This window comes from Rhizobium sp. WYCCWR 11146 (genome assembly GCF_013591995.1).
In the GTDB taxonomy this organism is placed as follows: domain Bacteria; phylum Pseudomonadota; class Alphaproteobacteria; order Rhizobiales; family Rhizobiaceae; genus Rhizobium; species Rhizobium indicum.
Genome location: NZ_JACCEY010000038.1, coordinates 57,122 through 78,066, shown reverse-complemented (window position 1 = coordinate 78,066; position 20,945 = coordinate 57,122). Strand labels below are relative to the sequence as shown.

The following is a 20,945-nucleotide window of genomic DNA, read 5'->3' as shown; positions in this document are numbered from 1 at the left end:
TCACCTTTTGAGACGATGCGCCGCGCGATCGGAGGCATCTCGATCAGATCGGTGCAGATTGAGAATCCGGATCGCGTCCATTCTGGCGATGGCGTGTTTCTGCACAAAATAGTCAAGTTCATAAGCATCGGACACTTTTTTCCGATCCTGTGCGGGTTTGATCACGGTGACAGTCATCATTTTCTCCTTCTATACCAAATCAGTTGATTTAACTTATCAGGGTCGTGACTCGACCGGTGGAATGGTACGGAATGAGACAATGTCATGGAGGGGGAGCTGCAATTCATCTTCCGCGGACAGGCGTCGACCCTGAGCGCATCTTCGCTGGCCAACATTCCAGCCAATGGGCCGCATGTCTTCAAAAATACGTCCGGACAAATGCTACACAGGCGACGGCCATCTTTAATCCACTTCATCACGGAATGCGGGCGACAGCATTGAGAGCATGATGCTGCTGGGCCGATCGGGCCTAAAATCATGCGGATCTCGCGCCGCTACGATGCCGCCTTCAAAAGCCTGTAATGCGTCGTCATCGCCTGCCCCTCGACATCCACCACCTCTTCGATCGGCCCGGCCTTGCGGGCCATCGCCACGCGGTAGCGCCTGGGCGCCATACCCGTCATCCGTTTGAAGGCGTTGCTGAAGGCGCTTTCGGATGTGTAACCGAGCGAAAGCGCCAGTGCTGAAACCGGCATGCTGCCCTCCCGCAGCTCGCGTTCGGCAAGGCGCATGCGCCAGCCGATCAGATAGGTGAGCGGCGCAACCCCCGCCACGGTCTTGAACCGCAGGGCAAAGCTCGTGCGCGACATGCCGGCCGCCTTTGCCAGTTCGCCAAGCTGCCAGGACCGGCCGGGATCGCCATGCATCAGCCGCAGCGCCGGCGCAATGCGATCGTCGCCGAAGGCTCGGAGCCACCCGACCGTCAATGGCGCCGAGCTCATGATGTGCGCCCTCAGCACCTGCACGAACATCAACTGCGCAAGCTGGGTCGAGGCGAGCAGGGCGCCTGGCCGCTTTGCCGCCATCTCCCGGACCAACTGGTCGAGTAGCCAGCGCAGCACGCCGGCTTCGGCAAGGGCGGCGCGCACATGAATGATCGGCGGCAGTACGTCGGACAGCAACTCCATGCCCTGCGGTCCGAGCGCGATGTGGCCACCGAGATAATGGAAATCCTCGCCAACGCCGTGGCGTGCCATGCCGTCGACCTTCTCCTTGAAGGCGCCGACCGCGTCAGTGGGCGTAACGGCAAGGTCGCTCGCCAGGACGAACGAATGCCGGCCGTTCAGAAGCGCAACGTCGCCTGCCTCGAGCAGAATGGGTTCTCTGCCATTGTCGAGGCAAAGCCAGCAGCGCCCTTTGGCGACCGCGCTGATCTTGATCCGGTTCGGCCGGGGGAAGCGCAGCGCCCAGGCGCCGCCGGCGATCAGCCCGCCCGACACAAGGCAGCGTGCATCGAGCAGATTGAGCATTTCGGAGAGCGGGTCACTGATCATTTTTGAACGATGAAGCAGGAAATCGGGATTTGCAAGCATTCAGAATCCCGTTTCCCGGGCGTACACAACGCCATCATGCAACAACGGAGGGCACGCAATGTCCACCCCACAAGCTCCCATCGGTTCCGGTTTCGGTGCGGCCTCTACCGCCGCCGATGTCATTGCCGGGCACGATCTTTCAGGCAAGGTCGCGATCGTCACCGGTGGTTATTCCGGTCTTGGCCTCGAGACGGCTCGTGTGCTCGCCGAAGCCGGCGCCAGGGTTGTCGTCCCCGCCCGCAATCTCGGAAAAGCCAAGGCGGCCGTGCAAAGCATTCCCGGCCTTACGGTGGAAAAGCTCGACCTGATGGAGCCCGGGTCGATCGACGACTTCGCCGACCGCTTCCTCGAAAGCGGCGACCCCCTGCATCTGCTCATCAACAATGCTGCCGTCATGGCGAACCCGCTGACCCGTGATGCCCGCGGTTACGAATCGCAGTTCTCCACCAATCATCTCGGTCATTTCCAGCTCACTGCCCGCCTCTGGCCGGCGCTGGTGAAGGCCGAGGGTGCACGCGTCGTCGCCGTCTCCTCGCGCGGCCACGTCTTCTCCGGCGTCGATTTCGACGATCCGAATTTCAAGAACCGCGAATACGCACCCTATCTCGCCTATGGCCAGTCGAAGACGGCAAATGCTCTCTTTGCGATCTCACTGGACGCTTTGGGTGCGAAGCACGGTGTCAGAGCCTTCTCACTGCATCCCGGCGGGATCGTCACCACCAATCTGGTCCGCCATCAGTCGAGCGACTTCCTCAAGGCGAGCGGCTATGTCGACGAGGACGGCAAGCCGGTCATCGATCCGGAAAACAACAAGAAGACGATTGAGCAAGGGGCGTCGACCACCGTCTGGTGCGCCGTCAGCGAGAAGCTCGAGGGTCTCGGCGGCGTCTATTGCGAGAACTGCGATATCGCCACCGCCGTCTCCGGCGATTCGACCGAGATGCTCGGTGTCCGTCCTTGGGCAACCGATCCGGAATTTGCCGAACGCCTCTGGCAGCTGAGCGAGCGGCTGACGGGCTTCATCGCCAGCTGATGGGGCGCTACATGGCCGGCCTACAGTCAGGGAGTCCGCTTTCCCTACAACCTAAGTCTAAGGTTCTGCCGCTGTTTGCAACTTATTAACCATGTTGCCTGAAGCTTTTCTGATTAGGGCGGGGGAGCGTCGGTCATGCATGCGCTGAAGGCGATAGACGATACGGCCGGAGAACCGGCGGTCGAAGCGGAAGGGCCTGATCGCGAGGCGCTGCGCCACATCCTGCTGCGTCTTGCCGAAGAAGCCTCCACCCTTGGCATCGATCTCGTCGATATCGCCGGCGCCATCCAGGACATGGCGGGAATGTCGGCCCGGCATGCCTCCGCCTTCGATCATGTCACCCGCACCGCGCTGTCGATTGCCGAGACCAACCGCTCGGTCGCCGTGTCGCTGCGCGAGACCGATCGCACGGCGGCCGAGGCACGTCACATGCTGAAAGAATCGGCTGACCGCCTGACGGGCTCCGTCGCCGAGATCGGCCACATGGTTCAGTCCTCCAACGAGATCGGCACCGAGATCGCCGGCTTCTCCAAGTCGCTTGCCGATGTCGACAATATCGCCGAGGAAATCAGCACCATCGCCCGCCAGACCAACCTGCTGGCGCTGAACGCCGCGATCGAGGCGGCGCGCGCCGGCGATGCGGGCAAGGGTTTTGCGGTCGTCGCCGCCGAGGTTCGGGCGCTGTCGCTGCAGACCTCGAAGGCGACCGGCTCCATCCAGCAGACGCTGGACGAACTGCGCGTGAAGATCGACCGGCTGTCGGCCGTCGGCAGCGATGCGCGAGAGAGCGCCGCCGGCGTGCGTGACAAGTCGGAGGCGATGCGCGGCGCCTTCGAAAGCATGGAACATGTCATCACCCGCATCCTCGACAGTTCGACTGTCATGGCCAACACCACCGAGGCGGTCGACCAGCAATGCGCCGGCTTCGTCGAGAAGCTCGGCGAGATGTCGGCCGAGGTCGCCGGCTCGAATGTCCGGCTGCAGCAGGCGGCAAAACGCGTCGACAGCGTCGTCGGCCTCTCGGAAACCCTGATCCAGCTGACGGCGAGTGCCGGCGTCAAGACCGCCGACAGCCGTTGGATCGAGGAAGCGCAGTCGGTGGCAAGACAGATTTCCGGCGCCTTCGAACGCGCCGTCGCGGAAGGTCAGATCGGGCTCGATGCTCTTTTCGAGCGACGGTATCGGCCGATACCGGGCTCTGATCCTGCACAGATGATGGCGGCCTTCACCGAACTCACCGACCGCCTGCTGCCGCCGATCCAGGAACCCGTCACAACCTTGGACGAGCGCATCGCCTTCTGCGCGGCGATCGACGAGAATGGCTATCTGCCGACCCACAACCGAAAATTCTCGCAAGCCCAGCGGCCTGGCGACAGCGTCTGGAACACTGCCAATTGCCGCAACCGCCGCATCTTTGCCGATCGCGTTGGCCTTGCAGCCGGTCGCAGCACCGCGCCCTTCCTCGTCCAGACCTACAGGCGCGACATGGGCGGCGGCAATTTCGTGATGATGAAAGATATCTCCGCTCCGATCACAGTCCGTGGACGGCATTGGGGAGGATTACGGCTGGCAGTCAAGGTCTGACCCCTGGGGTCAAACTCTGGCCCCGCATTGCCGCCACCGACGCGCCGGTCTATACCGCACCGATGAGATTACGCGCCGACATCTTCATTTCAGCCCTCCTGCGCCGCGTCTTCGCCAGCGGCGATTTCGCCGCCGTCGAGAAGAAGGGTGCGGAGGAGGCGGGTGCGATCTTCATCCGCCAGCACTTCCGCGACGGCCTGGAAACGCTCTACGCGCCGGCACCGCAGACAGCCTTCGGCGAAGGTCAGGCCGGCGACCGGCTGTTCGAGATCCGCCTGTCGCGCGGCGATCCGGAGGCGGTCCGCGCGTTGCTGGAGCGTGAACGCAAATTCGACCCCGATCTCTGGATCGTCGAGCTGGAGGCGGAGGAACTGGGGGACATGATCCCGCTTGCGAAGGGCGGCTGAGCCAAGGCGCTCGTCAGCTCAGCGTCATTTTGAACCGCTGTAGGTGGTAAGGTCATCAACCGCAGTTCAGCGAGACCGCCGCCCCATGACGCGCATGTCGCGCTGCGGCGGCGCCTGGCGGATGAAGCGATAGTCGGGCGTTGCTGCCGGCGCGGGTGCATCGGTCGCTTCCGGCTTATAGGTGTAGCGATCGGCGCGCCGCCAGGCTTCGACGCGTTCGTGGCATTCTTCCGGGTCGAGCGCATCGAGCACCATCCAGCCGCGCGTAACGTTATGCTGCTGTTCGGCAAGGTGCGGATAGAGCCTTTCGAGCACGAAGACGGCATCGAGAAAGCCCATGCCGAGGCTGGTCAGCGTCGTGGCGAGCTGCTGGCCGGAAAGATCGAGCATGATGCGCTCGGCAAGCCAGCGGCTGGCGGAAAGCGCATCGGCAAGCGCGGTTGCGAAATGCGTCGCTTCACGCGAGCGGGCAAAGCGCACCAGCAGCGCCTCTTGAATGTCGGTGAGCGTGCGCAGACCGAGCCTGTCCTCGTCGGCACGGCCGAGATGGCCGGCAAGGCCGAGGATACGCTCGCGCAACGCCTCTTCATTGGCAATCCGCTGTTCCGCCAGCGCATCTGCCTCGTTGGTCTCGGTCGGCGCTGGCGAAAGCGGCACCGCCGGCGATTCCATGACCGGCGCCGATGTGGCCGCCGACCGCGGCTGGCTCTGGCGCAGCGCCACCAAAGCATCGATGACCTTCGGCGAGAGTGAATCGCGGCTGACGATCGCCTTGACATGCGTTGCACCCTGCATGCGCGCGATGGTGATCAGCGTATCGTCGGCGATTGCCTTCGAGGCGGCAAGAAAGGGGGCTGCGATCTCGATCGGCTGGTTGCCGATGAACAGCGCCACGGCGGCCGGCATGTTCTCGCATTGGGACAGCGCCGCGACCGCCTGGCGCTTGGCCTCGTCGGAGGAGGCCTGGAACAGCGGCATGAAAAGTTCGGCGAATTGGCGCAGTTCGGACCGTGTCGGATGAGACAGGTTCTCGAAACTGCTGACAGTCGCCATTAGTACCACGTCCTTTTTCCTGACGGCCAAGGGGCCTTCTAGGTCTCGAAACCGGTCACGCACAAAAACACCCCGAAAACGCAGAACAAGGGGACCAAGGCCGATATGCGCTGGCGGAACGCATGTCAGGCCATACGGTTATGAACAAATCCTACACCGGTACGGTTAATGCATGCTGAAGATTTTATTAAAATGCAACAGAAATATACACGCGGAACGTGTCGCGACATGGTTGGCCGGCAATATAAAAATGCATGGTTTGGAAGACGTGCTGCGACGATTGCAGCATCGCTGCCGCGGTGGTGGAAAAACTCAGGCGGCCCTGTGATCGCGCAGCGCGTGCAGCAGTTTTTCGCGGCTGTCGTAACCGGCCTGATAAAGGTCGAGTGCTGTGGATGCCGCGAATTGCGCGTCGACGCTTTTGATGTCGATCCGCCGTTCTGAGCACCAGGCATCAAGCGCACTGCGCAGCACGTCGAGATCTTCAGGCGAGAAAGATGAATTGACCAGCAACGACATCGCTTGCCCTCCGCATTCCGGCAAGAACGTGGAAAATCCCGATCGATCGGAGCCCGGAAACGTGTGACCGACATGAGCGAACATACGCGCATCTCAGCGCCTCGCAATTAAATATCTTCATGATGTATTTTTGCAACATCGCCTTTTTCCCGGCCGGCGGATTGCAGCGCCGATGTCAACTACATGAATTGGTTCTAATTTTATCCGTTGATCTCCAGCCGGCCGTTTGTGTAGGCGGCGTGAAACCAAATCAACTCTTCGCGCGTTAAAGGGGAAGTAACGTGAACTGTGTTTGGCCTCGGCTGAACATTAGTAAACTGTTAACTGTCATCTGTCTCAATTCGGATAGGAACGACGCGATTTGAGTATTTGGATCGTTGAAACTCCGCATCACGGTATTTCAATCAGGTGCCGTGGGAAAGGCGCGAATGCCCTCGGGCCGGTCATCCCGGTACTGCAGGACGCGCCGGCCCGCACATTGGCGGGCAGGGTGAAATCCATCGCAACTTCATCCGTCTCGGGCAGTGCATGGAGACGAGAATGGCAATAGTAGTCGCATTGGCGGATCGGCGGCCGCGGGCGCCGCGTCGCCCGGACAAAGAGCCCCGCGAAGCCAAGATCCTTTGGTTCACCGGCGTCCGCTACGAGCGGTTGACCGAGAGCCCGAAACATCGTCCGGCGCCCGCGCCGCGCGTCAACAAGAAGTAACCGCTCTTCAACCTCAGCGAGCGGCGAATTGCTCGCAGCCGGCTTCCGTCAGGAAGTTGCGCGCAGCCTCATCGAAGCTCGCCTGCGGCGCCAGCGTCCGCAGCACGGCATAGCCGTCCGGCCGTGCCATTTCCACCAGGATCGCCTGCTGCAATTCCTGCGGCAAGTTCTTGCGCAGGTCGGTCAGCTGGATCGGACTGCCGGCCAGCACATCGAGCGCGCCGCCGACCGATGTCCTGTCATTCATGCTGAAGACCTCGTTGGATGCGCTGTCATAGATCGCGATCGACCAGAAGGGCACATTGCCCTTGGCGGTGAAATGTACCGGCGCATCCTCGACGTCGAAGGAGCAGACGGCGGTGCGCAGGAAGGGGTCGCCATTGGCAAGGCCGGCCTCGTCATATTGGTCGCCGAGCAGGTAGAAATTATTGAGGTCGCCCTCTGCCTCCACGCGGGTCGCCGCATCCCTGCCGGTGAAATGCGGCAGCGACAGGATGATGACGAGATGCAGCAGGGCTGCGCCGAAAAGACCGGTCAGGACCGCGAAGAATATCCTAAGCATTGCCGCATCCGGTCTTGGTGAGCTTCGGCATGGCGAGGTCGATCACGCCGGAACTGCCGGCTGTCGGTGTGTCGAACAGCGTCAGCACCAGCCGGAAGGTGCCGGCCTCTGGCAAGGCCAGCCAGTTGCCCGGCTGCGCGACGGCGGAGATCTCAACCGAGAAACTGCTGTCTTGATTGCGCAGCACGGTCCAGGAATTGAGCGCTGAGGGATGCCCGGTCTTCACCGCTGCCGGATTGCCGCCATTGTCGGCGGTAAAGAGGGTCCAGAGCCGGGCAGGCGGCGTCTGCCCGCTGATGCGGTAGCGGCAGCCGGCATTCAGCCGCGCGCCTTCGTCGTCGACACTCGCCGTGAAGGTCAGACCCTCGGCGCTGCCATAGAGCAGCTTGCCGGCGCGCGCCCGGTGCGACTTGGCATAAGGATCGGCCTCGACCGTCTGCAACGCTGGAAAGGCCTCCCAGGCGCCGAGCTTGATCGCCCCGAAACCCTGTGTCGCATCCAGCGCATAAAGCGAAATCATGATCCCGCCGCCGAAGGCGACGATCAGCGTGATCGCGATAAAGAGGGGGAATCGAAACACGTCATGACCTTGGAAACCATATCGGATGAAAGGGTTACCACTGATTCTGGCAGGGTGGAATGCCGGGCCGTGACATAGGCGCTGATTGATACCAGGTTATGTCCATGCGGCAAAGCCGTCATGTCCATGCGGCAAAGCCGTCATGTCCATGCGGCAAAGCCGTCTGCCAACTGCGGCAACACGGCCTTTCACCCAGAGGTGCTGGCGGGCGGTGAGGTGCAGCTACCGGCACGCCACCTACTCCGCGCTCGCCACCTTCGCCGGCGCGAGCGGGGCGGCATCCTTCAGCTTTTCGCCGAGCTTCTTGAGGATGCCAGTCGATTGAACCGAGAGCATGCGCGGCCGGATGAGCTGCGGCAATCCATCCTGCGGCTTGGCGGCGGCGGTCTTGGCGAGGTCTTTTTCCGAGGGCAGGGGATTTTCGACGCCGGGGATGGCGCGCAGCGTCACACCCTGATGGGCGTAATCCATGGCGCGCTTGAAGGTCATCGCCGGCAGCGAACCGCCGGTCATCTCGTTGGTCGAGGTGTAGTCGTCATTGCCGAACCAGACGGCGCAGGTGTAATTGCCGGTGAACCCAACGAACCAGGCGTCGCGATAGGCCTGGGTCGTGCCGGTCTTGCCGGCCGTCAGGATGCCGTTGTCGAGAGCCGCCTTGCGCGCCGTGCCGACATAGGGGACGCGCGACAGCATCTGGTTCATATAGGCGTCGGCCTGTTCGGAGAGCACGCGTTTCGGCGCCGGTTCGTCACGGTCGAAATCGTAGAGCACGTCACCGTCGTAATCGAGGATCTGGGTGATGCCGTGGCGGCGCGACTGGTAGCCGCCGGCCGGGAAGGTGGCATAGGCCGTCGCCTGGTCGAGGACCGTCACCTCGGAGGTGCCGATCGGGATGGTGACGTCGTCGCGGATCGGCGTTTCGACGCCGAGGTTCTTCGCCATCGCCCGGATCGGCTGAATGCCGAGTTTTTCCTTGGCGAGCCGCACCGGCACGGTGTTGATCGACTGGGCGATCGCGGTCTCAAGCGTGATGCGGCCGGCATAGCGGTTTGCGTAATTGTGAGGGCTCCAGTTGCCCCAGTAGATCGGCGCATCGACGATCGTCGTCTGCGGCGTCATGCCGCTCTCCATCGCCACCGCATAAGTGTAGACCTTGAAGGACGAGCCTGGCTGGCGCAGCGCCCTGCTGGCGCGGTTGAACTGGCTCTCGCCGTAATCCCGGCCGCCGACCATGGCGCGCACCGCGCCGCCGTTTTCGATCATCACCATCGCGCCCTGCTTGGCGTGATAGGCCTCGCCATATTCGCGCAGCGACGTCTCGACCGAATCCTCGGCCGCCTTCTGGATGCCCATGTCGATCGTCGTGCGCACGATCAGCGAATGCTGGTGGAAGCGCGACGAAAGCCGCTGGACCTCGTCGAAAGCCCAATCGAGGAAGAAATCGGGCGATTCCACCTCGTTGCGGTCGACGACGGTAGCTGGATTGCGCCTGGCGGCGATCACCTGGCCCTCGGTCATCAGCCCGCTCTGCACCAGATTGGTCAGCACTTCGTTGGCGCGGGCACGCGCCGCCGGCAGGTTGACATGCGGCGCGTATTTCGCCGGCGCCTTGAACAGGCCGGCAAGCATGGCGGATTCGGCAAGGTTCACATCGGTGATGTTCTTGCCGAAATAGAACTGCGCCGCCGCCGCTGCGCCAAAAGTGCCGCCGCCCATATAGGCGCGGTCGAGATAGGTGGAGAGGATTTCCTTCTTGGAAAGGTTCGCCTCGAGCCAAAGCGCCAGGAACGCCTCGGTGACCTTGCGGTCGATCGAGCGTTCGTTCGACAGGAACAGGTTCTTGGCGAGCTGCTGCGTCAGTGTCGAGCCGCCCTGCACGACTTCGCCGGCGCGCGCATTCTCGCTCATGGCGCGGAAGAGGCCGATGAAATCGATGCCGAAATGGTCGAAGAAGCGCCGGTCCTCGGTGGCGATCACCGATTTGATCAGCGAATCCGGCAGCTCGTCGATCGGTACGGAATTCTGGTGGATGACGCCGCGATGGCCGATGACATTGCCGTAGCGGTCGGTGAAGGTGACGGCGAAATCGCCGCGGTTGCGCCAGTCTTCCTTGGTCGCCTCGAAGGCAGGCTGGGCAAGCAGCAGCATCAGCACCGAGCCGGCCGCTCCGAGCGTCAGTCCCTCGCCGGCAAGTTCGAAGACCATGCGCTTCCAGCCGCGCACGCGGAAACGGCGGAAAAAGATGGTAATGTCTTCCCAGATCTCGGCGGCGCGGAAGCCGGCGTTCCAGACGGTCGAATCGATCCAGGAATCGATACGCAGCAGAATGTGACGGCTCTTCGCCGGCCGCTTTTCCGCCGCCTCGTTCGCCGCTTTTCCGGGCCTTTTTTCTGGCCCATTTCCTGGCCCATTTCCTGGGTTGTCCGGATCCTGCACGTCCTGTATTCCCGCCTGATTGCGCTTCGATCATATCCGACAAAAGCGCGAGGCCCGCATATGGCCGCAAAGCTCTCCGATACGAGGAGAGAATTCTCCGAGTACCAGGAGTATACTGAAGGATTGATTGATTTTGCGGCTGATAACAAGAGAGATGCATCAGGGTCACGCGAATTTGCGGGTCGCTGTTGCAAGAAACGAACGATGAACGATCTGCCCTTCTGGAAGAGCAAGACGCTTGCCGAAATGAGCGTCGCCGAGTGGGAAAGCCTCTGCGACGGCTGCGGCCTCTGTTGTCTCAACAAGATCGAGGAATGGGATAGTGGCGATATCTATTTCACCTCGGTCAGCTGCAAGCTGCTCGACGGCGAAAGCTGTCGCTGCTCCAGCTATGAGAACCGCTGGGATTTCGTGCCGGACTGCGTGCAGCTGACCAAGGAAAATGTGCCTGATATCGCCTGGTTGCCGCCCACCTGCGGCTACCGGCTGGTCAATGAAGGCCGCGACCTCTACTGGTGGCACCCGCTCGTCTCCGGCGACCCGGAGACCGTCCATGCCGCCAGCATTTCCGCGCGAGGCCGCGCGATCAACGAAAATGAGATCGATCTCGACGATCTCGAGGATTACGTCGTCGACTGGCCGCTGACCGTGGGCGAGGAGAAGGACGATGAGGACGCCTAACATTACAGTTGCCCACCTTGCACGACGGCGAATTGAACCTTCATCCGTCATCGCATGGTCGCTTTGGCGACGGGCGCATCAAGCCGCAGCAAGGCAAGTCCACCGCAAATCAAAAATGCAGCTGTAATGTTAGACGACAGGCATTCGGAGACCGATTTCGATTCACCGGTGGGGAATTCGTCGAAGCAGTTCCTTGCGACGTTATCCGCGAATACGACGACCGTTGCCAGGTCTTCGGACGTAAGCCGGGTTTCTTGTAGATGATCGTAGGCATGTTCAATCCTCCTTGATTGGGTTCGGATTTCGGATTTGCCGTACGGATGTCTTCTTTTGATGACCGCCAAGGCCGCATCGAGATCTGCATTAGAGGCCATGATGCATTAGAAGCGGTTAGTGGCCGATAATCGCTCCCGCGAATCTCAGATTAAATGCCATAGGTAGCGTGAAACGGCGCATTCTCACGGTTAACTGCCAAACGACATGAGCCCATTCTGCGAACGAGCATGAAGTGGCGCGAACGTTTCAGTGTGCGACGCCTGGTCCCTCGTGTGCCCTCACGATGGCGTCCGCTTCCTTGCCGTATAACTCTTCGAAGTGATCGAAGGTCTTGGAAAAGTAACCAATGCCCTGCGTCGCCGAGCGCAGCGCCCGCGCCAGATCGTCAAGTGCGCCGCCCGGAATGAGTGCCCGGAAGATGTCCCATCCCTTAGCGGTTTCATCCCGGTCGAAGCCGAGAACCTGACCCTTGAGAGCGGAGACGATCTGGACGAGGCTGCCGGAATAGATCGACGGAATGTGAATTTCGCTGCGGAAGACCGGTTGCATTAAAACGGCCGACCCTTCGGAAAGCGCCTGTCGCACTCCCATTTTCGACGCAGTCCGGAAGGCGTGTTCCGAACTGTCGACGGCATGGTGCTGACCATCGTACAGCGTTACGCCGACATCGATGACCTGGAAGCCTAGCGGCCCTTTCTCCATCGCTTCGCGCGCGCCTGCTTCGACAGCAGGGATGTAGTTGCGCGGAACGACGCCACCCTTGACGGTTTCGCTAAAGGTGAAGCCCCGGCCGCGCTCATTGGGGCGAATGCTCAGCTTCACATCCGCGAACTGTCCGGCACCGCCGGTCTGTTTGCGGTGACGGTAATGAACCTCAGATGGTTTCGCAATTGTCTCGCGGTAGATCGGGCTGGGCGTTCGATCGGTTACGGCGATGTGAAACACGTCGGACAGGGTTCGGCAGAGATCGCGCAGATGCACCGGCCCCTGGGCGCAGACGAGCTGGGCGCCGGTGCTTTCCTCCTGCAAGACCGTTAGGCCGCGATCCGTCGCGGAAAGTTTTGCCAGCGTTTCGGAGAGCTTGTTTTCATCGCGCTCGCTGCCTGGGATTAGGATCCTTTCAAGCATCGGCGTGGGTGGCTCCGTCCATTCAGGCGGGGCGACCACCGCATCTGATGTCAACAGCGAAGGGACGGGCAAGTGGTCGGACTTGACCGTCGCAAACACATCCCCCGACGCAGGCACAACCGCCGAATTGGACCGCCCGTTTGCGAGATGCTGTACGGCGCCGAGGCTGGAGCCGCCCAGTGATGCGCCCTGCCGCAGTCCCACGCCAAGCGCGCGCACGAGCACTGTCTTACCGACATTCTGGCGATGATAGGCATGGAAGCTCACGGCGGTCAGCTTGTTTTCATCGACATTGCCCGCACGAGCCAGGCGCTGTCGAAGAACCCCCACCGGCGGCGCCTCGTGGCGCAGCGCCTTCATCAGCCTCATTATGCCGTTGCCGTGACTTGCGGCACCGATCAGGACTGGAATAATCCTGTTTTCCCTGAGAACCCGCGATGAAATGGCATAGAGCGCGTCGCTGGGCGGCTCGCGATCTTCGATCAGTTCCTCGAGAAGCCAGTCATCGAATTCGGACAGGTGTTCCAGGAGCTCGCTGCGCGCTTCGTGCTCGCGCTCGGCGGCGCTTTCGGGGATTGCTATCAGCGCCGAAGTCTGGCCTTCCCGGTAGCGCCACGCCCGTTCGGAAATCAGATCGCAACTGCCTATGATCCTGTCCCCCTCGCGGATCGGGATCTGGCGAAGCAAAAGCGTGTGGTTGGCGTAGTCTTGAAGCGCGGCGATCACGTCCCTCAGCCGCCCTCTCGGTTCGTCCATCCGGTTGACGAAGAGGATGCACGGCGTCTCCGAGGCCTCGATTACGCGCAGATAGGGCGCGGCGAGCACAGCCTCCTCGGGTGCCGATGAAACGCACAGGATGCAGGCGTCGCTGGCGAGAAGCGCGTGCTGTGCATGCGCCAACGCTTCATTGGGTCCTGGCGCATCCAGCGCACACCACGACTCATTTCCAAAGGTGAATTCTGTGAGGTTCAATCCATAAGGGGAGCTGGATTTTCTCGCCGCCCCTTCCAGGGAGCCGAGCTTTTCCACGACTGTTGATTTTCCGGTCTGCGAAGGTCCAAGCACGGTAAAGCAGCGCATCGGCATTCCTCCAACTGCCATAAACACAACTTTCAGCCATCATAGGATGCCCTGAACCGCTGCAAGGCGCCAGAGGTGCATTCGCGCTTTCACATCACGCAACGAAGACGCCCAAAGCTCCAGCGTCGCCTCAATCGATACGCCTGTCATCCATGACCTACGGATCACGGAAACCCATGGATTCAGATATTCCAACTATATGCAGCTGTAATGCTAGTCTAAGCGGGGATCAGGGCTTCACTGCTGTCAGGAAGCGCTTCAATTCCGTCTCCACATAGGCAGCCACCGGGCCGTCTGCGCCAAATCCCCACCAGGTGAGCGAACCCTGCCATTGCGCCAGCATCAGCCGGGCGATCGTCTCCGGATCACTCGCCGAGCTGAAGCAGCGTGCGATCGCTTTCGTCAGCGCCGTTCCCCAGGCTGCACCCCGGGCCCGCAGCACCGGATCGCGGAAGTCCTCGCGAAGCACCAGCAGTCCCTCGCCATAGGCGGCGGCATTGTCGCCGTAATCCTGCGACAGGCCGACGAGCAGCGCGACGGCGCCTTCCGGGGTTTTCGCCACGCTCCCGGCAAGCCGCGCCGTTTCCGCATCCAGCCGGTCCCAGGCGTGAAGCAGCGCAGCGCGCAGCATCGCCGCTTTCGTCGCGAAACGCTGCACCAGCGTCGAGCCGGAAAGACCGCTGGCTTTCGCCACCGCCGCAAAGGTCGCCGCATCCGGCCCCTCGGCGTGGATCAGCGCCAGCACCATGGCGAGAAGCTGTTCATCGGAAACTGTGCGGCGACGCGGCATGAAATTCCTCTTGCATTCGCTTCGAATGTAAACGATCATTCGTTTATATACAAGCAGTGCCAGCTGGAGCAATTCCAGGAAAAGTGTGAAGCGGTTTTCCGCCCGGAATTGCGTAAAAACAAGAGCTAAACCCGGGTGCTTACGGCATGAAGGCCGTTCTAGCGTGGAGGATGGAGAAGTGACAGCGAACTTGCGGGAGAAAGTGGCCTTGGTGGCGGGTGCTACGCGCGGCGCCGGCCGAGGCATCGCGGTGGAACTTGGTGCCGCCGGCGCCACCGTCTACGTGACCGGGCGCACGACGCGCGCCCAGCAATCCGAGTATGCCAGGCCGGAGACGATCGAGGAGACGGCCGAGCTGGTGACATCAGCCGGCGGCAAGGGCATTGCCGTGCAGGTGGACCATCTCGTCCAGCAACAGGTCGAGGCGTTGGTCGCCCGCATCCGCGGCGAAGCTGGCCGGCTCGATATTCTGGTCAACGACATCTGGGGCTGTGAGAAGCTGTTCGAATGGGACAAGGCCGTCTGGGAGCATTCGCTGGACAAGGGCCTGCGCATGCTGCAGCTCGGCATCGAGACGCATCTGATCACCGCCCATTACGCCCTGCCGCTGATGATCGAGCAGCCCGGCGGGCTGCTGGTGGAGATGACCGACGGCACTGCCGAATACAATGCCACCCATTACCGGCTCTCGCCCTTTTACGACCTGGTCAAGACAGGCGTCACCCGCATGGCCTGGGCACATGCGCAAGATTTGGAAAAACACGGCGCCACCGCCGTTTCGATCACGCCCGGCTGGCTGCGTTCTGAAATGATGCTGGATGCTTATGGTGTTCGCGAGGAGAACTGGCGCGAGGCGACGACGGTGCAGCCGCATTTCGCCATTTCCGAAACCCCGCGCTTCGTCGGCCGGGCCGTTGCGGCCATAGCCGCCGACCCCGACCGCGCCCGCTGGAACGGCCAGTCGCTGTCGAGCGGCGGAGTGGCCAAGACCTATGGCTTCGACGATATCGACGGTTCGCGGCCGGATTGCTGGCGCTACATGGTGGAAGTGCAGGATCCGGGCAGGCCGGCGGATGTGACAGGCTACCGCTAAACAATTCCAGGGAAGGAGGCGGCTTTCCCTGGAATTGGATGCAGGCAAAAGGTCAGAGCGGCTCTGCGCTTCCGTGAAAGCTAAACCGCTCTAACGCCCCGTCATCATGCTGCGGCAAGCCGCGCGGCCTCACGAAACGAGACCAGTCGTTTCGTCTGTTCGTCCCACAGCACCAGCTTGACGCAACGCAGGCTTTCCATGAGCGTGATGCGGCCCAGATCGGCAAGCTCAGGATGATCTCGTAGCACCTCCGGCAGCCGGTAATACGGCACCCGGCTCGACAGATGATGCACGTGGTGGATGCCGATATTGCCGGTGATCCAGCGCAGCACCGGCGGCAGGTCGTAATGCGAGGCACCGTGCAGGGCCGCATGCTGGAACTGCCAGTCCGGCTCCTTCGACCAATGTGTTTCCTCGAATTGATGCTGGACGTAGAACAACCAGACGCCGGCAGCACCTGCCAGAAGCACGGTCGGAAGATGCACCAGTAAAAAGGGGACGATCCCGACCGCCCAGATCAGCAGCGCGGCGACCACTGCGATGGCAAGATTGGTCGCCATGGTCGAGATCCAGGGCAGGGCGCCGGAGCGCATCATGCCGAAAGGCAGGCGCTGCTTGAAGAGGAACAGCCATGCCGGTCCGATCCCGAACATCACGATCGGGTGCCGGTAGAGCCGATAGCCGAGCCGGCCCCAGCGCGACAGCGCGTTATATTCGGCGATCGTCAGCGTTTCGATGTCGCCAACGCCGCGCTCGTCCAGGTTCCCGGCCGAGGCGTGGTGTTCCGCATGCGCGCGGCGCCAATAGTCGTAAGGTGTCAGCGTCAGGATGCCGATCGTGCGTCCAACCCAGTCGTCGACGCGGCGACGGGCGAAAAACGAGCCGTGGCCGCAATCATGCTGGATCATGAACAGCCGGAGCAGGAAAGCGGCGGCGGGAAGGACGAGGATCAGGCCGGGCCAGAAGCTGTAATGAACCGCTGCCCATGCGGCAGCCCAGAACAGCGCGAAGGGGACGGCGGTGACGGCAAGCTCGAAGGCGCTGCGTCCGGCCCGCGGCTGGCGATATCCGGCAAGGATCTTCAGCCAGCGCTTTTCAGCGAAAAGCGCCGCTTGCTCCGCGGATCGATCCGGGTTTTCGGATCGCTCTGGGTTGTCGTCGGGCTCACCCATAGGGGCCACTTGGATTTCCTCGCACTCGCTGCGGCGCGCAGATTCGATCACAGAGTGACGCCGTGAAAGGCGGCGATCGCCGAAAAGCCGAGTGCAATCACCACGGCCGAACGAATGAGGAAGAGCGGATAGTCGAAGTGGTACATCGTATGAAGAGTGGTCATGGTTACAGCAATTCCTGTTTTTCTGAAAACATGTCAATGGGTGATGGTGTCACGCCGGAGCGCGGCGCGTCCGACAAGACGCGCTATCACTTGCGCTGTTATGCGCACGGGGGCGGAGCGGGGGCTCGATAAGAGGTTCTATTTCTTTGGAGCACTGCCCTGCGGAGCGGTTTTGGTCGCCGTCTTCATCTGATTGGCGAATGTGCTTTCCACCTTCGCTGCCTGCTTGTCCTTCTTCGGCTTCCGGACCTCGCGATTGCTTCTTACCTGTCCTTTTGCCATCGATAAAATCTCCCTTTAGATCGAAATTGAAAGCCGCAGCCTGCGTGGTATTCGCCCCGCTTGTCGGTCGCGATCGGAGATCGCGGGATCGTCATGAGGGGCAACCCGACAACACCGGGCCGCAGGGATGGAATGAAAATGATGCCTGCTGAAACCGCATCGCTGTCTGGAGGCGGATGACCGGAGAGGTCACCGAAAGCCAAACCCGACGTTGAGACGGGACGTCACCATGCTTTCGCGATCGGGAAAATGGCGGGGCCGGAAACCCGGTCACCGCAAATGCCGCATCGGCCAAATCAGCGAGCCCTCCTTGTAGAGTAAAATTGAGGTGCCATTAAGGCCACCGCCGCAGGAAAGCCATATTTCCACAGGGGATAAAGTGAGCCGCGCAAAACTGGGCAGCGGTTTAGCGATAACGGCGTGCGAAACAACAGGGCTAAAGCGCGAGGGATGAATCTTCCGACGCGCTTAGTCATTCACGGGAAACAGGCGGATCAGCTTCGTTCTTTCCATCTCCGCGCGGCCTGATGCAGACATGATGCCGCGGGCCAAACAGAGTTCGATGTCCCTTCCGATATCGAGCGGCACCAGCATGCCGCCGGCCTTGAGCAGTCGGTCTGTCATCGACAGAAGCAGATCCACTTTTGCCCGGCAGCCATCGATTTCCAGGAGCGCCACCCGGCGCTCCCTGTCGATGTCGGCAAGATCTCTAGCCTGCTCGCGTTGTTGGTAAGCCCCGAATTGCACCCATCCGAAATAACCGGCCGCTGCGACGCAGATACAAAGCAAGAGGGTTTTTCGCACGATATTCCTTCGGAGCCGGGCGGCTCGTTTGCCGCTAGAACATCAGTGAGAGCATGATGTCGTCCGAAAACCGCTCACACTTTTCGGCATCATGCTCTAGCCGGCGGCGCGTCTTTCGCGGGGCAATCCCTGTATTGCATATCGGTTAAAGACGGGGGTTACCGGTTTCGGCGGCGTCTTCAGCTTGCCGAAATGGTGTTCCAGCGCTTGTGAGAGCATGGCCGGCGAGGTGACGCCCTCTTCGAACAGTCTGATCAATAGTATGGCGGCGACGTTGAAGACACGTTCGTTGCCGATCAGGATTTTGGCGTCGTAGCCGGCATCGTCGAGCACGCCTTGCAGCATGTCGAGATCGGACGAAGTCAGATGCGACTTTTCGAAAGTGGAAGACATCGGTCCTCCTTTCATCGGGGCAAGGGTATAAAAACCCTCAGTCGGCAGCGCCCTTACACTGGCTGCCGAAGTTGCGACCATGCGCCTTTCACCCAGGCAACGCAACGGGATTCTTTGCAGCTGTCGCTCCGGTTCATGAGCAGCCCGCACCTGTCAGGGTGCGGGCCGATAACGGTCATTCCGCCGCCTGATAGCTGGGTCTCCGGGCGGCCGACGTCCGCGGACCGGCGGCTGCAAGCAGGGTAATCGCCACCGCAAGCAGCGCCACGAAAGCGATGCCGGCGACATAGGGGTTCCAGCCGAAATGCGGTGCGGCGCCGAAGACTGCCGAGGCCGCCGCAAGCACGATGCCGCCGCCGATCTGGAAGGAGGCGAAGAGCAGTCCGGAGGCGAGCCCCGACTTGCCGTCCTCCACGTCGGAAAGGGCCGCGACCTGTACCGAGGGGTAGGTCATGGCGTAGCCGAGGCCGAGCGGGATCTGCGAGAACAGCACGAGCAGGATCGGGTCGACATGTCCGAGTGCGGTCACCCAGAAGATATAGCTGAACGCCTGCAGGCCGACACCCGCCGCCATCAGCCCGGTGGCGCCGCGATTTTGCGCGAGCGTCGCAAAACGTGGCGCCAGGAACATCACGAAGACGCCGCCAAGCGCAAAGCAGAAGCCGGTGGTGAAGGCCGACCAGCCGAGGACGTTCTGATAATAGAGCGTCGCCAGGAACTGGAAGCCGACATAGGCGCCCTGGAAGAGGGCGGCAATGGCATTGGCATGCCGGAGCTTGGCCCGGCGGAACATGCCGAGCGGCACCATTGGATCGGCATGGCGCGCTTCGACCACGAGGAAGAGCAGGATCAGCGCCAGCGACGCGACGAGCGAACCCCAGGTCGCAAAAGCCTGCCAGCCGGCGGCCGCGGCATTGGTGATGCCGAAGACGAAGAGCAGCAGCCCGGGGGTTATTGTTAGCGCGCCGGCCCAGTCGAAGGCCGGCCGCGGTCCTGTCCTTTTCGGGTCGGCGGGCAGCACCAGTGGCGCAACAAAAAGCGTCAGGATGGCGACGGGCGCGCCCATGACCAGTGTCGCCCTCCAGCTGATAATCGTCGCAGCACCACCGAGCACCATGCCGAGCACAAAGCCGGCGGCGCCGGTGGAGGAGAAGACCCCGAGCGCCCTTGCCCGTGCCGTTCCCTCGCCGAAGACGGAGAGCAGCAGCGCAAGCGCCGCAGGCGCGGTGAAGGCGGCGGCAATGCCCTTGACCAATCGGGCGGCGATCAGCGTCGGGCCGCTGTTGACGAAGCCGCCGGCGATGCTGGCGGCGGCAAAGATCGCCAGCGACCAGAGGAAGACGCGGCGATGGCCGAAGACATCGGCGACCCGGCCGCCGAGCAGCAGGAAGCCGCCATAACCGAGCACATAGGCGCTGACGGCCCATTGCAGCGATGTCGCCTCCATGCCGAGTTCGGCCTGGATGGCAGGTAAGGCAACGCCGATGGTGGAGACGTCCATGGCGTCGAGGAAATTGGCGGCGCAGAGCAGCAGCAATGCCAGCCCCGCTCCGCTTGGCGATTTGGAAAGAGTCATCGAAATCGTTCCTTTTTTGCTGCCGCCTCATCGGGGGAGGTTGCCGGGCGGCAGGGAACGAGAAAATGTACAGCTTCCATTCCTATTGCAAATTGATAGTAGCCATGCCAGGTATTACTGACGATGATGAATGATGTCACCCTTCGCAAGATCGACCTCAATCTCCTGCTGGCCTTTTCGGTGCTGATGCAGGAGCGCAATGTCAGTCGCGCCGCCGAGCGGCTGCTGCTCGGCCAACCGGGTCTGTCGGCTGCCTTGCGGCGCCTGCGCGAGGCGCTGGACGATGAACTATTCGTACGTGTCGGCCGCGGCCTGCAGCCGACGCCGCGCGCCCTGTCCATCGCCCCGGCGATCGAGGATGCGCTGTCGGGCATCGAGCGCGCTATCCGCCCGCAGGCCGAGTTCGATCCGGCAAGCTGGCAGGGCGAGTTCCGCATCGGCATGTGCGACAATCTGGAATCGGCCTTCTTCGGCCCGCTTGCCGCCCGTCTTCTCCAGCTTTCACCCGGCGCCCGGCTGATCGGTATCGCTTCCGAAAAGCGCGATGCCGCACGCCGGCTGGATGAAGGCGTCTTCGATTTCAGCGTTGCGATGCACGACGAGCCCGCCTCCTGGCACATTCGCGCGCCGCTGTTCGACCAAGTCTCGATCTGCATCTACGATGAAGCTCAGCTCGGGCTGAAGGCGCCGTTGAGCCTCAAGGATTTCGCCAATGTCGCGCATGTCACCGTCTCGTTCGAAGGCAACACCTCGACCGGTATCGATATGGCGCTGAACCGCACCGGCGATGTGAGACAGGTGGTGGCGACCGTCCCGCGCTTTTCCGCTCTGCCGATGGTGCTGAAGGCGATGCCCGCCATTGCCACCGTGCCGGAATCGATCGGTCGCTGCATGGCGCAGTTACATGGGCTGATGCTTTGCGAGCCGCCGCTTTCGCTGCCGGCCGATCCCGTGACGATGCTTTATCGCCGAGTCGACCAGACGGACGGCCGGGCGCGCTGGTTCCGTCGCCTGTTCATCGATGTAGCCAATAGAGCGCTCGAAGCCTCCGGCTGCTGCGTATCCATTCCGAGAGCCGCTGCCTGACGGTCC

Annotated in this window: 22 protein-coding genes; 7 read left to right on the top strand and 15 right to left on the bottom strand. The window is 61.9% G+C overall.

Features of this window, described 5'->3' with window-relative positions; all coding sequences use genetic code 11:
- Complete coding sequence (locus HX899_RS29655; RefSeq protein WP_166471192.1) at nt 1–177, bottom strand: hypothetical protein; 177 nt, start codon at nt 175–177, stop codon at nt 1–3.
- Nucleotides 178–494: 317 nt separating this feature from the next.
- Nucleotides 495–1,532: an AraC family transcriptional regulator gene (locus HX899_RS29650; protein WP_181294044.1), complete on the bottom strand. Its 1,038-nt coding sequence runs from the start codon at nt 1,530–1,532 to the stop codon at nt 495–497.
- A 58-nt stretch (nt 1,533–1,590) separates the two neighbouring features.
- Between HX899_RS29650 and HX899_RS29645 the strand changes: the two genes are divergently transcribed.
- The 3 genes from HX899_RS29645 (at nt 1,591) to HX899_RS29635 (ending at nt 4,556) form a co-directional block, all read left to right on the top strand.
- Entirely contained in the window at nt 1,591–2,565 is a 975-nt protein-coding gene (locus HX899_RS29645) for an oxidoreductase (protein ID WP_171599357.1), read from the top strand.
- Between the two features lie 135 nt (nt 2,566–2,700).
- Nucleotides 2,701–4,149, top strand: a complete 1,449-nt coding sequence (locus HX899_RS29640; protein WP_138328502.1) for a methyl-accepting chemotaxis protein — start codon at nt 2,701–2,703, stop codon at nt 4,147–4,149.
- Nucleotides 4,150–4,211: 62 nt separating this feature from the next.
- On the top strand, nt 4,212–4,556 hold the full coding sequence (locus tag HX899_RS29635; RefSeq protein ID WP_181294359.1) for a DUF1491 family protein: 345 nt from the start codon (nt 4,212–4,214) through the stop codon (nt 4,554–4,556).
- 66 nt (nt 4,557–4,622) lie between these two features.
- Here HX899_RS29635 and HX899_RS29630 read toward each other — a convergent pair whose 3' ends face one another.
- Both HX899_RS29630 and HX899_RS29625 read right to left on the bottom strand, forming a co-directional pair.
- Complete coding sequence (locus HX899_RS29630; protein WP_181294043.1) at nt 4,623–5,672, bottom strand: DUF2336 domain-containing protein; 1,050 nt, start codon at nt 5,670–5,672, stop codon at nt 4,623–4,625.
- A gap of 249 nt (nt 5,673–5,921) precedes the next feature.
- Nucleotides 5,922–6,128 (bottom strand): hypothetical protein, encoded by a 207-nt coding sequence (locus HX899_RS29625; protein ID WP_138387721.1) that lies wholly within the window; start codon nt 6,126–6,128, stop codon nt 5,922–5,924.
- Between the two features lie 540 nt (nt 6,129–6,668).
- Here HX899_RS29625 and HX899_RS29620 point away from each other — a divergent pair.
- On the top strand, nt 6,669–6,836 hold the full coding sequence (locus HX899_RS29620; protein WP_167334090.1) for a hypothetical protein: 168 nt from the start codon (nt 6,669–6,671) through the stop codon (nt 6,834–6,836).
- A gap of 13 nt (nt 6,837–6,849) precedes the next feature.
- Here HX899_RS29620 and HX899_RS29615 read toward each other — a convergent pair whose 3' ends face one another.
- From HX899_RS29615 to HX899_RS29605, 3 genes are all read right to left on the bottom strand, one after another.
- Nucleotides 6,850–7,398, bottom strand: a complete 549-nt coding sequence (locus tag HX899_RS29615; protein ID WP_017963550.1) for a membrane protein — start codon at nt 7,396–7,398, stop codon at nt 6,850–6,852.
- Nucleotides 7,391–7,978 (bottom strand): DUF1214 domain-containing protein, encoded by a 588-nt coding sequence (locus HX899_RS29610; RefSeq protein WP_029875289.1) that lies wholly within the window; start codon nt 7,976–7,978, stop codon nt 7,391–7,393. Before HX899_RS29610 ends, HX899_RS29615 begins: the two co-directional genes overlap by 8 nt.
- 237 nt (nt 7,979–8,215) lie before the next feature.
- A complete protein-coding gene (locus HX899_RS29605) occupies nt 8,216–10,414 on the bottom strand; it encodes a transglycosylase domain-containing protein (protein ID WP_138387720.1) in 2,199 nt (732 codons plus the stop codon).
- Nucleotides 10,415–10,618: 204 nt separating this feature from the next.
- On the opposite strand from HX899_RS29605, the gene HX899_RS29600 reads away from it, so the two are divergent.
- Nucleotides 10,619–11,095 (top strand): YcgN family cysteine cluster protein, encoded by a 477-nt coding sequence (locus HX899_RS29600; protein WP_181294042.1) that lies wholly within the window; start codon nt 10,619–10,621, stop codon nt 11,093–11,095.
- Nucleotides 11,096–11,142: 47 nt separating this feature from the next.
- Here the strand turns inward: HX899_RS29600 and HX899_RS29595 are convergent, their stop codons facing one another.
- The 3 genes from HX899_RS29595 to HX899_RS29585 all read right to left on the bottom strand — a co-directional run bounded on the left by HX899_RS29595 (nt 11,143) and on the right by HX899_RS29585 (nt 14,369).
- The gene (locus tag HX899_RS29595) at nt 11,143–11,469 is read right to left on the bottom strand and encodes a hypothetical protein (RefSeq protein ID WP_173883548.1); all 327 of its coding nucleotides are present in this window, start codon (nt 11,467–11,469) and stop codon (nt 11,143–11,145) included.
- A gap of 148 nt (nt 11,470–11,617) precedes the next feature.
- Nucleotides 11,618–13,579: an elongation factor G gene (locus tag HX899_RS29590; protein WP_181294041.1), complete on the bottom strand. Its 1,962-nt coding sequence runs from the start codon at nt 13,577–13,579 to the stop codon at nt 11,618–11,620.
- A gap of 229 nt (nt 13,580–13,808) precedes the next feature.
- Nucleotides 13,809–14,369, bottom strand: a complete 561-nt coding sequence (locus HX899_RS29585; protein ID WP_181294040.1) for a TetR family transcriptional regulator — start codon at nt 14,367–14,369, stop codon at nt 13,809–13,811.
- A gap of 178 nt (nt 14,370–14,547) precedes the next feature.
- Between HX899_RS29585 and HX899_RS29580 the strand changes: the two genes are divergently transcribed.
- Nucleotides 14,548–15,462, top strand: a complete 915-nt coding sequence (locus tag HX899_RS29580) for an SDR family oxidoreductase (RefSeq protein ID WP_181294039.1) — start codon at nt 14,548–14,550, stop codon at nt 15,460–15,462.
- A gap of 104 nt (nt 15,463–15,566) precedes the next feature.
- On the opposite strand, the gene HX899_RS29575 is transcribed toward HX899_RS29580, so the two are convergent.
- From HX899_RS29575 to HX899_RS29555, 5 genes are all read right to left on the bottom strand, one after another.
- Nucleotides 15,567–16,634, bottom strand: a complete 1,068-nt coding sequence (locus tag HX899_RS29575) for a fatty acid desaturase (protein WP_181294358.1) — start codon at nt 16,632–16,634, stop codon at nt 15,567–15,569.
- A gap of 302 nt (nt 16,635–16,936) precedes the next feature.
- Nucleotides 16,937–17,080 (bottom strand): hypothetical protein, encoded by a 144-nt coding sequence (locus HX899_RS29570; protein ID WP_003546677.1) that lies wholly within the window; start codon nt 17,078–17,080, stop codon nt 16,937–16,939.
- A gap of 468 nt (nt 17,081–17,548) precedes the next feature.
- A complete protein-coding gene (locus HX899_RS29565) occupies nt 17,549–17,884 on the bottom strand; it encodes a hypothetical protein (RefSeq protein WP_138328497.1) in 336 nt (111 codons plus the stop codon).
- A gap of 96 nt (nt 17,885–17,980) precedes the next feature.
- Nucleotides 17,981–18,358, bottom strand: coding sequence for a hypothetical protein (locus tag HX899_RS29560; RefSeq protein ID WP_017993428.1), 378 nt, complete (start codon nt 18,356–18,358; stop codon nt 17,981–17,983).
- A 94-nt stretch (nt 18,359–18,452) separates the two neighbouring features.
- Entirely contained in the window at nt 18,453–19,853 is a 1,401-nt protein-coding gene (locus HX899_RS29555) for an MFS transporter (RefSeq protein WP_138328496.1), read from the bottom strand.
- Between the two features lie 123 nt (nt 19,854–19,976).
- Here HX899_RS29555 and HX899_RS29550 point away from each other — a divergent pair, with 123 nt between their 5' ends.
- Nucleotides 19,977–20,939: a LysR family transcriptional regulator gene (locus HX899_RS29550; protein ID WP_138328495.1), complete on the top strand. Its 963-nt coding sequence runs from the start codon at nt 19,977–19,979 to the stop codon at nt 20,937–20,939.
- Nucleotides 20,940–20,945: the final 6 nt, after the last annotated feature.

Coding starts and splice junctions, on each gene's coding strand:
- HX899_RS29595 (WP_173883548.1), bottom strand. CDS start 11,469: ATGGCCTCTAATGCAGATCTCGATGCGGCCTTGGCGGTCATCAAAAGA.
- HX899_RS29640 (WP_138328502.1), top strand. CDS start 2,701: ATGCATGCGCTGAAGGCGATAGACGATACGGCCGGAGAACCGGCGGTC.
- HX899_RS29620 (WP_167334090.1), top strand. CDS start 6,669: ATGGCAATAGTAGTCGCATTGGCGGATCGGCGGCCGCGGGCGCCGCGT.
- HX899_RS29615 (WP_017963550.1), bottom strand. CDS start 7,398: ATGCTTAGGATATTCTTCGCGGTCCTGACCGGTCTTTTCGGCGCAGCC.
- HX899_RS29645 (WP_171599357.1), top strand. CDS start 1,591: ATGTCCACCCCACAAGCTCCCATCGGTTCCGGTTTCGGTGCGGCCTCT.
- HX899_RS29560 (WP_017993428.1), bottom strand. CDS start 18,358: ATGGTCGCAACTTCGGCAGCCAGTGTAAGGGCGCTGCCGACTGAGGGT.
- HX899_RS29555 (WP_138328496.1), bottom strand. CDS start 19,853: ATGACTCTTTCCAAATCGCCAAGCGGAGCGGGGCTGGCATTGCTGCTG.
- HX899_RS29625 (WP_138387721.1), bottom strand. CDS start 6,128: ATGTCGTTGCTGGTCAATTCATCTTTCTCGCCTGAAGATCTCGACGTG.
- HX899_RS29590 (WP_181294041.1), bottom strand. CDS start 13,579: ATGCGCTGCTTTACCGTGCTTGGACCTTCGCAGACCGGAAAATCAACA.
- HX899_RS29585 (WP_181294040.1), bottom strand. CDS start 14,369: ATGCCGCGTCGCCGCACAGTTTCCGATGAACAGCTTCTCGCCATGGTG.
- HX899_RS29575 (WP_181294358.1), bottom strand. CDS start 16,634: ATGGGTGAGCCCGACGACAACCCAGAGCGATCCGAAAACCCGGATCGA.
- HX899_RS29650 (WP_181294044.1), bottom strand. CDS start 1,532: ATGCTTGCAAATCCCGATTTCCTGCTTCATCGTTCAAAAATGATCAGT.
- HX899_RS29550 (WP_138328495.1), top strand. CDS start 19,977: ATGATGAATGATGTCACCCTTCGCAAGATCGACCTCAATCTCCTGCTG.
- HX899_RS29570 (WP_003546677.1), bottom strand. CDS start 17,080: ATGGCAAAAGGACAGGTAAGAAGCAATCGCGAGGTCCGGAAGCCGAAG.
- HX899_RS29635 (WP_181294359.1), top strand. CDS start 4,212: ATGAGATTACGCGCCGACATCTTCATTTCAGCCCTCCTGCGCCGCGTC.
- HX899_RS29655 (WP_166471192.1), bottom strand. CDS start 177: ATGACTGTCACCGTGATCAAACCCGCACAGGATCGGAAAAAAGTGTCC.
- HX899_RS29600 (WP_181294042.1), top strand. CDS start 10,619: ATGAACGATCTGCCCTTCTGGAAGAGCAAGACGCTTGCCGAAATGAGC.